General features: G+C 49.6%; 13 protein-coding genes and 1 riboswitch. All 13 genes read right to left on the reverse strand.

Annotation, left to right across the window (positions count from 1 at the left end; genetic code table 11):
• Position 1 precedes the first annotated feature (1 nt).
• The gene (purH, locus tag ACQE26_RS00920) at positions 2-1540 is read right to left on the reverse strand and encodes a bifunctional phosphoribosylaminoimidazolecarboxamide formyltransferase/IMP cyclohydrolase (RefSeq protein ID WP_500470407.1); all 1539 of its coding nucleotides are present in this window, start codon (positions 1538-1540) and stop codon (positions 2-4) included.
• On the reverse strand, positions 1537-2124 hold the full coding sequence (gene purN / locus ACQE26_RS00925; RefSeq protein ID WP_500470408.1) for a phosphoribosylglycinamide formyltransferase: 588 nt from the start codon (positions 2122-2124) through the stop codon (positions 1537-1539). Before purN ends, purH begins: the two co-directional genes overlap by 4 nt.
• Complete coding sequence (gene purM, locus ACQE26_RS00930) at positions 2121-3161, reverse strand: phosphoribosylformylglycinamidine cyclo-ligase (protein WP_500470409.1); 1041 nt, start codon at positions 3159-3161, stop codon at positions 2121-2123. Before purM ends, purN begins: the two co-directional genes overlap by 4 nt.
• A gap of 90 nt (positions 3162-3251) precedes the next feature.
• Positions 3252-4682 carry an amidophosphoribosyltransferase gene (gene purF / locus ACQE26_RS00935; RefSeq protein ID WP_060963397.1) on the reverse strand — a complete coding sequence of 477 codons (1431 nt, stop codon included), beginning with the start codon at positions 4680-4682 and terminating at the stop codon, positions 3252-3254.
• On the reverse strand, positions 4658-6886 hold the full coding sequence (purL, locus tag ACQE26_RS00940) for a phosphoribosylformylglycinamidine synthase subunit PurL (RefSeq protein ID WP_500470410.1): 2229 nt from the start codon (positions 6884-6886) through the stop codon (positions 4658-4660). Before purL ends, purF begins: the two co-directional genes overlap by 25 nt.
• Complete coding sequence (gene purQ, locus ACQE26_RS00945) at positions 6870-7553, reverse strand: phosphoribosylformylglycinamidine synthase subunit PurQ (RefSeq protein WP_016937015.1); 684 nt, start codon at positions 7551-7553, stop codon at positions 6870-6872. The genes purL and purQ overlap by 17 nt, the downstream gene beginning before the upstream one ends.
• A complete protein-coding gene (gene purS, locus ACQE26_RS00950) occupies positions 7550-7804 on the reverse strand; it encodes a phosphoribosylformylglycinamidine synthase subunit PurS (protein ID WP_099744439.1) in 255 nt (84 codons plus the stop codon). The genes purQ and purS overlap by 4 nt, the downstream gene beginning before the upstream one ends.
• Complete coding sequence (gene purC / locus ACQE26_RS00955; protein ID WP_060963400.1) at positions 7792-8523, reverse strand: phosphoribosylaminoimidazolesuccinocarboxamide synthase; 732 nt, start codon at positions 8521-8523, stop codon at positions 7792-7794. The genes purS and purC overlap by 13 nt, the downstream gene beginning before the upstream one ends.
• 74 nt (positions 8524-8597) lie before the next feature.
• On the reverse strand, positions 8598-9890 hold the full coding sequence (gene purB / locus ACQE26_RS00960; protein WP_500470411.1) for an adenylosuccinate lyase: 1293 nt from the start codon (positions 9888-9890) through the stop codon (positions 8598-8600).
• Complete coding sequence (purK, locus tag ACQE26_RS00965) at positions 9890-11071, reverse strand: 5-(carboxyamino)imidazole ribonucleotide synthase (protein WP_500470412.1); 1182 nt, start codon at positions 11069-11071, stop codon at positions 9890-9892. Before purK ends, purB begins: the two co-directional genes overlap by 1 nt.
• On the reverse strand, positions 11025-11513 hold the full coding sequence (gene purE / locus ACQE26_RS00970) for a 5-(carboxyamino)imidazole ribonucleotide mutase (protein ID WP_003155768.1): 489 nt from the start codon (positions 11511-11513) through the stop codon (positions 11025-11027). The genes purK and purE overlap by 47 nt, the downstream gene beginning before the upstream one ends.
• 132 nt (positions 11514-11645) lie before the next feature.
• A riboswitch (purine riboswitch) is annotated at positions 11646-11747 on the reverse strand.
• Between the two features lie 78 nt (positions 11748-11825).
• Positions 11826-12023, reverse strand: coding sequence for an NETI motif-containing protein (locus ACQE26_RS00975; RefSeq protein WP_003155772.1), 198 nt, complete (start codon positions 12021-12023; stop codon positions 11826-11828).
• A complete protein-coding gene (locus ACQE26_RS00980; protein WP_016937019.1) occupies positions 12020-12574 on the reverse strand; it encodes a DUF2179 domain-containing protein in 555 nt (184 codons plus the stop codon). Before ACQE26_RS00980 ends, ACQE26_RS00975 begins: the two co-directional genes overlap by 4 nt.
• Positions 12575-12618 lie beyond the last annotated feature (44 nt).

The raw sequence follows: 12618 nt of genomic DNA on the forward strand, positions 1-12618 counted from the left end.
CTTAATGTTTGAAATGTCTGATGCCGGTGAATACCATGGCGATGCCGTATTCATCCGCTTTTTTAATTGAATCTTCGTCGCGGACCGATCCGCCGGGCTGGATAATTGCCGTGACGCCCGCTTTTGCGGCTTCTTCGACTGTATCCGGCATCGGGAAAAACGCGTCTGAACCGAGCGCGCTGCCTTTTGCTTTTTCTCCGGCCTGCTCAATGGCGATTTTGGCTGAACCGACGCGATTCATCTGTCCTGCGCCCACACCGACCGTCATATGGTCTTTTGCAAGAACGATTGCGTTGGATTTCACGTGTTTAACGACTTTCCAGGCAAGCTTCAGATCTTCCCACTCCTGCTCGTTCGGCTCTCTTTTTGTCGGAATGCTGATGTCGGCGTCATCAAATCCGTGCACGTCTAAATCTTGAATCAAAAGGCCTCCCTGTACGGAAGTCAGCTGTTTTTCTTTCTTTCCTGATGCGGTCACATCAAGCGTGAGCAGACGAAGATTTTTCTTCGCCGTCAGCACGTTCAGCGCTTCTTCACTGAAAGAAGGGGCGATAATGATTTCTAAAAAGATGCCGTGAAGAGCTTCAGCCGTCGCCTGATCAACTTCACGGTTCAGCGCGATGATGCCGCCGAAAATGGACGTTTTATCAGCTTCATACGCTTTATTGAATGCTTCCTCAATTGAAGCTCCCGTACCGACTCCGCACGGGTTCATATGTTTAACGGCAACAGCTGCGGGTTCTGCAAACTCCCGGACGATTTGAACGGCCGCATCCGCGTCCTTAATATTATTGTAAGAAAGCTCTTTGCCGTGAAGCTGTTTTGCCGCCGCAATGGAACCGGAGACAGGCAGTGCGCTTTGATAGAAAACAGCCTCTTGGTGAGGGTTTTCGCCGTAGCGGAGCGATTGTTTTTTTTCAAATGTAACGGTGAATTGCTCTGGGTCTTTCTCACCGGCCTCGCGTGTTAAGTAATCAGCGATTAATGCGTCGTATGCCGCGGTGTGGCGGAATACTTTGGCCGCAAGCTCGCGTTTTCTTTTAAGCGAAACGCCGCCGTTTTCTTTGAGCTCATTGAGCACTGAGCTGTAATCGGCCGGATCTGTGATGACCGTCACATCCTGATGGTTTTTCGATGCGGCGCGCAGCATGCCGGGGCCTCCGATATCAATGTTTTCTATCGCTTCATCATATGTTACGTCTTCTTTTGAAATCGTTTCTTTAAACGGATAAAGGTTGACGACCACAAGATCAATGGGGGCAATGCCGTGCTCATTGATCTGCGCCATATGCTCTTCATTGTCTCTTACGGCAAGCAGTCCGCCGTGAATATTAGGATGGAGCGTTTTTAACCGTCCGTCCATGATTTCAGGAAATCCGGTCACTTCCGAAATGCCGATGACATCCACACCGTTTTCCTGGAGAAGTTTTTTTGTTCCTCCGGTCGAAATGACTTCGACGCCGAGCTCTGTCAGTTCCTTTACGAAAGGTACGAGATTTGTTTTATCAGAAACACTGATTAGTGCGCGTTTGATTGTCATGCCTTTTCACCTCTGTTATTTAGTCCCAGCAGCTGTTTCACAACGCTCGGATACCATTTGTGCTCAAGCTCGTGTATCGTATGTTCTATATCTTCAAGCGTATCGTTTTCCTGTATCTCGAATGCTTTTTGCGTGATAATCGGTCCGGTGTCCATGCCTTCGTCGACGTAATGAACGGTAATGCCGGCCACTTTCACACCGGCCCGATACGCCTGTCCGACAGCGTCAATTCCCGGAAATGCCGGAAGAAGCGAGGGATGTATATTAACAATGCGGCCTCCGTAAGCTTCAAGGAGCGTATTTCCGATCAGTCTCATATAGCCGGCGAGAACGATTAGTTCCGCTCCGTGCAGACGAAGCTGTTCAATAATGGCCCGTTCAAAGGCGGCCTTGTTTGCAAAAGCTGACGGCTCAAAGGCGAATGACGGGATATGTAAAGCCTCCGCCCTTTCCGCAGCCTTTGCCTGGGGCTTATCCGTCACGAGAAGGGAGAGCTCCGCGTCCCACTTCTCTTCTCTCATACGTTTGGCAATGGCCTCAAAGTTCGATCCATTTCCTGAAGCAAATACCGCAAATTTCTTCATGAAAGAGCCGCACCGCCGAAAGAAATGCCTTCGCCGCGTTTGACCCGTCCGATCAAATAAGCCTTTTCGCCTTGAGCTTCAAGCGTTTCGATAACGTCTGTAAGGTCCTCTTCTTTAACGGCAAGGACAAAACCGATGCCCATGTTAAAGACATTGAACATTTCTTCTTCTTTCAGCTTGCCGTTCTCCTGTAAAAACGGAAAAATCGGCGGGATCGGCCATGATCCGTGATCAATTTCCGCGCTCAATCCGGCCGGCAGCATCCGCGGGATGTTCTCGATGAATCCTCCGCCTGTCACATGCGCCATGCCGTCCACCTTACCGCTTTTCACCGCTTCAAGCACCGGTTTTACATATATTCTCGTCGGTTCCAGCAATTCTTCTCCGAGAGGCCGCGCAAACGGTTCATAGACAGTATCCAAATCAAGTCCGCCATCATCAAGAAGCACTTTTCTCACAAGGGAAAAACCGTTGCTGTGAAGGCCGCTTGAAGTTAGTCCGATTAAGAGATGCCCTTCTTCGATATGTTCACCGGTGACGATTTCGTCTTTTTCCGCAACACCGACTGAAAATCCGGCAATATCGTATTCATCAGCTGTATACAGCCCCGGCATTTCCGCCGTCTCACCGCCGATAAGCGCTGATCCTGACTGCTCACATCCGTCTGCCACACCTTGAACGATCTGCTCAATTTTCACCGGATCGGCCTTGCCGACTGCCAAATAATCAAGGAAAAACAGCGGCTCCGCTCCCTGGGCGAGCACATCGTTTACACACATCGCGACCGCATCGACGCCGATCGTGTCATGCTTATCCATTGAAAATGCGAGTTTCAGCTTGGTGCCGACACCGTCTGTTCCTGAAATTAAAACAGGCTTTTGATACGGGAGCTCTGACAGATCAAACATTCCGCCAAAACCGCCCAGGCTTCCCATAACGCCGAGCCTTTTCGTGCGCTCCACGTGTTTTTTCATTCGTTTGACGGCTTCATATCCGGCTTCGATGTCGACTCCGGCATTTTTATAAGCATCAGACATCCCTATCACTCCTTGTTAATTCGTTTCTCCTTAAAGGCAGAAAGAGAAAGGCAGCCTGAACTCGCGCTGCCTTTATATCATTTTCAAACTTTATTTTGTCAGCACCGCTTCTTTTACGTGAGGAAGCACTGTATCCTGATAAATTTCCGTCGGATATTTGCCCGTAAAACAAGCGAGGCATTGTCCGCAATTGGTGTCTTCAAATTTTCGGCCGACTCCTTTTAACAATCCGTCTACACTTAAGAAAGACAGCGTGTCGGCACCGATGATCTGGCGGATTTCTTCCACGGAATGGGCGGAAGCGATCAGCTCCTCATGGGTTGATGTGTCAATGCCGTAGAAGCACGGATGGGCGATCGGCGGTGAACTGATCTTGACGTGCACCTCTGTTGCTCCCGCTTCTCTGAGCATTGTAACAATCCGGCGGCTTGTCGTTCCGCGCACGATGGAATCATCAACCATGACGACCCGTTTTCCTTCAACAACACCGCGTACGGCCGACAGCTTCATTCTCACGCCTTGCTCACGGAGAGCCTGTGACGGCTGGATAAACGTTCTGCCGACATAACGGTTTTTAATGAGACCGAGTTCGTACGGAATGCCCGTTGCCTCGGCATAGCCGATGGCGGCAGAAATACTGGAATCAGGCACGCCTGTGACGACATCCGCTTCAACTGCGGACTCCTGGGCAAGCATTTTCCCGAGATTCTTCCGGGCGCTGTGCACGTTAATGCCGTCGATATTGCTGTCAGGTCTTGAGAAATAAATGTACTCCATGCTGCAGATGGAACGATTGATATTCATGGAGAAACGCTCTGATTTCATGCCTTCATCATTGATGATCAGCATTTCGCCCGGCTCTACCTCGCGAAGGTATGCCGCGCCGACCACATCGAATGCGCATGTTTCTGATGCCACGACGTAAGCGTCGCCGAGCATGCCGAGCGAGAGCGGTCTGAGTCCGTTCGGATCAAGCGCTACAATCATCTCTGTTTCTGTCATGATTAAAAAGGCGTAAGCGCCTTTCAGCATGGACAGCGAATTTTTGATCTGATCCTTCAGCGAAAAGTGGCCGCTGCGTTTAATCAGATGAGCGAGCACTTCCGTATCGGAGGAAGTCTGAAAGATGCTCCCTTGGTTTTCAAGCTGCTGCTTCAATTGTGTGGCGTTGACCAAGTTGCCGTTATGGGCAAGCGCGAGGCTGCCGTTGTTTTGCGAATGGAACAGGAGCGGCTGGACATTTTCATATCCGCCTCCGCCGGCCGTCGCATAGCGGACGTGGCCGATCGCGCCTTTTCCCTTCACTTTGCTCAGTTCGCCGTTTTGAAAAACCTCGGTAATAAGCCCCTGCCCTTTATGCGCCGTCAGTTTTTCGCCGTCGGTCGCCACGATGCCGGCGCCTTCCTGTCCTCTGTGCTGCAGACTGTGCAGGCCGTAATACGTAATCTGCGGAGCCTCTTCATGACCCCAGATGCCAAACACACCGCATTCTTCATTCAGGCCTTTGATTTCAGCAAGCATGGAATAGCTCCTTTCCACGCGCGCTCAAGTTCTTTCGTTTGCGCGTGAACCAATTGTTGTCCTTCTTGGCTTCGGATCGTCAGCTGTCCGTCTCCTGTCACTTCACCGATGTGAACGGCATCTGCCGCAGCCGCTTCAAACGCCGCCTTGTTTTCTTTCTTCACGGAAATGACAAAGCGGGATTGAGACTCAGAGAATAATAACGCCGCTTCCCCTTCTACAGTCACGTTCGCGCCAAAGTGTTCCGTCGTCATGACGATTTCCGCAATCGCCACGCCCAAGCCGCCTTCTGACACGTCATGCGCGGATTGGATCAGACCTTGTTTAATGGCGTTAAGAAGTGATGTTTGGCGGGCTTTTTCAACGTCCAGATCAATTTCAGGCGCTCGGCCATAGATTTTTCCTTCAGTCATTTTCTGAAGTTCACTGCCTGCATACTCAGGCTTCGTTTCACCGATGACGTAAATCAAGTCTCCGGCCGCTTTGACATGCTGTGTCGTAATATGAGCCGTATCTTCAATTAAGCCGACCATGCCGATAACAGGCGTCGGATAGATAGCCGTTCCGTTCGATTCATTATAAAGTGATACGTTACCGCCGATAACCGGAGTGCTGAGCACATTGCACGCCTCGCTGATGCCGTCGGCTGCTTTTTCGATTTGCCAGAAGATTTCCGGTTTCTCCGGATTTCCGAAGTTAAGGTTGTCTGTGACCGCAAGCGGTTCTGCACCTGAGCAAATGATGTTGCGCGCCGCTTCGGCAACGGCGATTTTTCCGCCTTCTTCCGGATCAAGATATAAATAGCGGGCGTTGCAATCCGTCGTCATCGCCAGCGCTTTTTTTGTGCCGCGGATTCTGAGCACTCCCGCATCAGATCCCGGAGCGACAACCGTGTTTGTACGCACCATGTAGTCATATTGATCGTACACCCACTCTTTGCTGGCGATTGTCGGCTGCTGCAGCAGGGCAAAAAGCGTCTCTGTCGCATCTTTCACTTCAGGCGCGGGAACTTCCGTTTCCTGAAACTCGCGGTAGTACGCGGGTTCCGCTGACGGCTTGTGGTACACAGGCGCTTCTTCCGCCAGCGCGTCGACCGGAAGTTCGCAAACAACCTCTCCGTTATGGCGGAGGCGGAGCATTTTATCATCCGTAACATGGCCCACGGAAACCGCTTCTAGCTCATATTTATTAAAAATATCGACAATTTCCTGTTCACGTCCGCGTTCAATGACGAGAAGCATGCGTTCCTGAGACTCGGAAAGCATCATTTCGTAAGCGGTCATACCTGTTTCCCGCTGCGGAATGAGGTCAAGGTTCATTTCAATGCCGGAGCCGGCTTTGCTTGCCATTTCCGCACTTGAACTGGTCAGACCGGCCGCCCCCATATCCTGAATGCCGACTAACGCGTCGCACTGAATGACTTCAAGGCAGGCTTCCAAGAGAAGTTTTTCCATGAAAGGATCGCCGACCTGCACCGCGGATCGTTTTTCCTCAGACGAATCAGACATTTCTTCTGATGCGAAAGTAGCGCCGTGGATGCCGTCGCGCCCCGTCTTAGCGCCGACGTACATGACCGTGTTGCCGACACCTTTCGCCTGGCCTTTTTTAATATCCTTATGATCGATTAAGCCGACGCACATTGCATTGACAAGCGGGTTGCCCTCATAGCTTGCGTCAAACTGCACTTCTCCGCCGACGGTCGGAATGCCGATACAGTTTCCGTATCCCGCGATTCCCGCCACTACTTCTTCAAACAAGTACTTCACTCGAGGTGAAGTGAGTTCACCAAATCGAAGAGAGTTTAATACAGCTATCGGACGGGCGCCCATTGAAAAAACGTCACGGATGATGCCGCCCACTCCCGTCGCAGCACCTTGGTATGGCTCAAGTGCTGACGGGTGGTTATGCGATTCAATTTTGAACACGACCGCCTGATTGTCACCGATGTCAACGATTCCCGCGCCTTCTCCGGGACCCTGCAGCACGCGTTCGCCGCTAGTCGGGAATTTGCGTAAAACCGGTTTTGAGTTTTTATAGCTGCAGTGCTCTGACCACATCACGGAAAAAATCCCGATTTCCGTATAGTTCGGCAATCTTCCGATAATCGATTCAATCAGTGCAAACTCGTCATCACTGACACCCATTTGCTGATAGAGTTTCTCTTCTTTTATTTGTTCTTTACTTGGTTCAAGCAGTAGCGACATGAGTTTCCCTCCAATTTTTCACAATAGACTGGAACAATGCAAGACCGTCTGCGCTGCCGAGCAGTTCATCGACCGCACGCTCCGGGTGAGGCATCATGCCTAATACGTTGCCTTTCTCATTCACGACGCCGGCAATGCCGCTTACGCTTCCGTTAATATCGCTTCCGTATGTGAAGGCGATTTGATTGTTTTCTTTTAATCTTTCAAGCGTTTCGTCATCACAGTAGAAATTGCCTTCGCCGTGGGCAACCGGAATCGTAATCGATTGTCCCTCTTTATAAGAAGATGTGAACATTGTTTCGCCGTTCTGCACGATTAATTCAACCGGGCGGCAGATGAATTTTAAATCTTTGTTGCGTCTCATGGCGCCGGGCAGAAGTCCGAGCTCCTGCAGAATCTGGAATCCGTTGCAGACGCCGAGAACCGGTTTGCCTTCAGCAGCCGCTTTTTTCACCGCCGGCATGATGTTTGCGAATCTGGCGATGGCGCCGCATCTTAGGTAATCGCCGTAAGAGAAGCCGCCGGGGATGAGCACGCCGTCAAATCCGTCAAGGCTTGTTTCCTCGTGCCAGACATACTCGACTTCTTCGCCGAGTTCGTCCTTCACGGCGTGGAACATATCAATATCACAGTTGGAGCCGGGTAACACAATCACCGCAAATTTCACTGTGCGACAACCTCCTCAACTTCATATCGGTAGTCTTCAATGACTGTATTGGCTAGGAGCTTCTCACACATTTCTTTCACGAGCGTGTCAAGATCACGGTCAGATTTTTCGATCGTCAGCTCCATGTATTTTCCGATTCGCACGTCCTGCACTTCATTGTAGGTCATGCTGTGCAATGCATGCTGCACCGCGCTTCCTTGAGGATCGAGCACACTTTCTTTTAAGCTGACATAAACTTTCACTTTATACATGATGAAATGCCTCCCAGTCTTTTGAAAATCTCTTCATATCCGTCGGTTAAGCTTCCCAGGTTCTGTCTGAACAAATCTTTATCAAGCTTTTCGTTCGTGTCTTTATCCCACAGACGGCACGTGTCAGGAGAAATTTCATCTGCTAAAAGCACCCGTCCCTCTGCGTCTAAGCCGAATTCCAGCTTAAAATCTATTAATCTGACACCGCAGTCTTCAAAAATATGCTGAAGTTCTGGATTCACTTGTTTTGTAATTGATTTGATCGTTTTGACCTGCTCAGGAACCGCCGCTTTCAAGAGCCAGATATGATCTTCGGTAATGAGCGGATCACCGAGTGCGTCGTCTTTATAGTAAAATTCGATAATCGGCTGCGGAAGCTCAGTTCCTTCCGGGATGCCGAGGCGTTTCGACATGCTTCCGGCGGCAAAGTTTCTGACCACGACTTCAATCGGAATAATGCTTACCTTTTTGATAAGCTGCTCTGATTCTGAAAGGCGCTCTACAAAGTGATTGTCAATTCCTTTAGCATGCAGATGTTTGAAAATCAGGCTTGAAATTTCATTGTTCAGACGGCCCTTTCCGCTGATCTCCGCTTTTTTCTCACCGTTAAAGGCTGTTGCGGAATCCTTGTAGACCACGCGGAGAATCTGTTCGTCTTCTGTTTGATAAATTCGTTTCGCTTTTCCTTCATAAAGAAGATTATTGTTCATAATATTCACGGAAGGCCTCCTAACCGAATGTTGGGAATATTCAATCTATGGCGGCTGAAGAAGCCGCCCCTGGCTGGCTTCTTCTATAAACCTAAACGCTCAAAGATCAAGTCGACGTTTTTCAAATGATAATTGTAGTCAAAGCAATCGGCAATCTGTTCCGGTGTAAGACGGGACGTGATTTTTTCTTCCGCTTCGACAAGCTGGCGGAACGGCACTTGTTTTTCCCACGCTTCCATCGCTTTCGGCTGAACCGTGTCATATGCTTCTTCACGAGGCAGACCCGTGTCGATTAAAGCGAGCAGCACGCGCTGAGAATAGATTAAACCGAGTGTGCGGTCCATGTTGCGTTTCATATTTTCCGGGAATACCGTTAAGTTTTTGACGATATGGCTGAAACGGTTCAGCATGTAATTCAGCGCGATTGTCGCGTCAGGAAGAATGATGCGTTCAGCTGATGAATGAGAAATATCACGTTCATGCCATAACGGAACATTTTCGTATGCCGTCAGCATGTACCCGCGGATCACGCGCGCCATGCCCGTCATATTTTCCGACCCGATCGGATTCCGTTTATGAGGCATAGCCGATGAACCTTTTTGTCCTTTTGCAAAAAATTCTTCCACTTCACGTGTTTCACTCTTTTGCAGACCGCGGATTTCCACTGCGAATTTTTCAATACTCGTCGCGATCAAAGCCAGTGCCGCCATATAATCCGCATGACGGTCCCGCTGCAATGTCTGAGTGGAGATCGGCGCCGCTTTCAGGCCGAGTTTTTCACAGACATACTGCTCTACGAACGGATCAATATTTGCATACGTGCCGACCGCGCCGGAAAGCTTCCCGACTTCGATCCCTTCTTTTGCCTGCTTGAAACGTTCAAGGTTGCGTTTCATTTCTTCGTGCCAAAGTGCGAGCTTCAGGCCGAATGTCGTCGGTTCCGCGTGTACGCCGTGCGTGCGGCCCATCATGACCGTGTATTTATGTTCTTTCGCTTTTTCTTTTATAATGTCAACAAATCTCTCAATGTCCTTGAGCAAAATCTCATTCGCCTGTTTTAATAGATAGGAAAGAGCGGTATCCACGACATCTGTTGACGTCAGGCCGTAGTGGACCCATTTTCTTTCTTTGCCTAATGATTCTGAAACCGCGCGGGTGAATGCCACGACGTCATGGCGCGTATCCTGCTCGATTTCCAAAATGCGGTTGATGTCGAAAGACGCGTTTTCGCGCATGACTTTAACATCTTCTTTCGGAATGACGCCAAGCTCAGCCCAGGCTTCACAGGCTAAAATCTCGACTTCCAGCCATGCTTGGTATCTGTTTTCGTCCGTCCAGATCGCGGACATTTCAGGTCTTGAATAACGTTCGATCATTATGCTCGTCCTCCGTCTCTTTTCATCCATATGTTCGTGATGTCCTGAATCCATTTTTCATCAGGCTCCCGCAAAAACGTTATATGCCCCATTTTGCGGCCTTTTTTAATCTCATGTTTTCCGTAGAGATACAGTTTGGCTTCTTTTAAAAGCTCCGTATGCTCCTCCGCCAGCTTCACTTCATCACCGAGAAGATTCACCATCATTCCCGGTTTGAGCAGATCGGTTCGGCCGAGAGGAAGTCCGCAGACCGCTCTGATGTGCTGTTCGAACTGGCTCGTTTCGCAAAGGTCGAGCGTATAATGCCCCGAATTGTGAGGACGCGGCGCCAGTTCATTGATCAAAAGGTCTCCGTCTTCTGTGACGAACATTTCCACCGCAAGCGGCCCGACAAGCTCCAATTTCTCCGCGAGCTGAACGGCAAGCGCCTCTGCCCGCTTCTGAACCGTTTCCTCCGCTCTCGCGGGCACGATGCTTTGGAACAGAATATTATTTTTGTGGATATTTTCAGCAGCCGGAAAGGTTGAAATCTCTCCGTGCACCGATCTTGTCACGATAACGGAAAGCTCCATCCGGAATGACACCCAGCTTTCCAGTATGCACGTGCCGTTTTCTAGCAGCGCGGCCGCTTCATCTGTCTGTCCTTCTTCCTTAATGACAAATTGGCCTTTGCCGTCATATCCGCCGCGGCATGTTTTCAGCACTGCCGGAAGCCCCAATGACTGAACGGCTTCCTCAAGCTCCCGTCTGCTGTTTACGATCCGATAAGGAGCGACCTGACATCCGGCTGACTGGATCGCCTTTTTTTCCGTTTCCCTGTTTTGGGTGATAAGCAGCAGCTCGCTTCCTTGGGGAAGGTATGCATGTTCTTTGAGCCAGTTGAGCGCATCGTAATCGATGTTTTCAAATTCGTACGTAATGATGTCGCTGACTCCGGCCAATTTTTGAATCGCTTCACGGTCATTATACTGGGCGGTAATCTCAATATCGGCGATCTGTCCGCATGGCGAGTCTTTAACGGGATCGACGACTGCGACTTTATAACCCATCTGTTTTGCGGCGACAGCCATCATTTTTCCGAGCTGTCCGCCTCCGATAATGCCGATGACGGCGCCGGGAAAAATCGTTTTTTTATCAGACAAGCTGATCACTGCTTTCCAGCACCGTTTGTTTTGTCGCATTTCTTCTCGCCTCTAGTTTATCCGCAATATCACCGTCAAATGCCGACAAAATTTGCGCGGCTAACAGACCCGCGTTCACTGCGCCCGCTTTCCCGATCGCCGTCGTCGCGACCGGCACGCCGCCGGGCATCTGTACGATAGACAAAAGAGAATCAAGCCCGTTAAGTGATTTCGTCTGAACCGGTACGCCGATCACCGGCAGCGTCGTTTTGGCCGCTGTCATTCCCGGCAGATGCGCCGCTCCCCCGGCTCCGGCAATAATGACTTTTAAGCCTCTGTCCCTTGCGCTTTCTGCATATTCAAACATCAAATCAGGCGTCCGATGCGCGGATACTACCTGTTTTTCATAAGGAATGTGAAGTTCGTCAAGTATGTCGCATGCATGTTTCATTGTCTCCCAATCGGAGGTGCTTCCCATGATGATTCCTGCTAGCGGCTGCATTCTGTTCCCACCTTCTCATGCTTTGTTTTTCAGAAAAAAAAGCCCGGCTTATATTGCAACTATGAGGAAGCAATACAAACCGGGCATGGCGCGCGTATCGTCAGTCGTTCGCTTCTGCGATATCCATGTCAGCTGTTTATCACTTTCCTGCATAGTCCGGCCGTTTACGGCAGCCGGGTAGAAACTTATGGGCCATATTCCCAAGATTATATGAGGTCGTGTTTTGATTTCATGTTTATCTTAACAACGGACTTGGATAATGTCAACGACATTATCGAACGATATAAAAATTCTTTCTTTTAATGTTCGTGTTTAGATCAATTTCCCTTCAAATACGATTTTTTTCCCGCAAGGAACAACTTGAATTGATCCATTTTCTTTCTTTTCTGTAAAGATCGGCTCTTCCATCCGCCGGACGGGCATATAGCCCTCTTCCTTCATTAAAGTGAGAATGGTGTCAATCGTTTCATGTTCCGTTACTTCAAACCGTTTCTTCTTTGGCTTTGTCATTCCTTAATTCTCCTCTTCTTCACTGCTTTCACCCAGAATCCGCCATGGATCGCTTTCGGCTCAAAAGCGATGATAAACGCTTTTTCATCGAGCGTTTTAATCGTATCATACAGCTGAAGCTCATATTTGCGCGGCGTCAGAATCTGCATGGCGGTCCGGTCCCCTTCAAGGCCGCCCGCGACCCAGCTTGTGACTCCGTATCCTTTTTCCCGAAGCTGTTTCGGCAGGTCCAGATCAAGCTCTTTCGTAATGACGTTGACTGTTATGTAGCCGAGCGCCAGTTTTTCTTCAATTTTCATTCCCACTATGACACCGAGGCCGTAGCCGAGCGCGTAGGCAATGACGTTTTGAATCTGGTTCAGATTGCCGAGCACGAGACTCAAGCCGGTCACATACACAAGGATTTCAACCGTACTGATGCCTGCTGCGAAATAGCGCTGCCCCTTTAATGTAAGGATCATCCTGATCGTAAAAAAAGAGACATATATAATATTAATGATGAGAATAATGAGAACCATACCTATACTGTTGGATAAAATCGTCTGCATCATTGATTCCCCCTCCTCTGATAATTTGAAAAGCCAATCTTTCAATT

The sequence above is a fragment of the Bacillus sp. 5RYD7K genome (assembly GCF_059831465.1).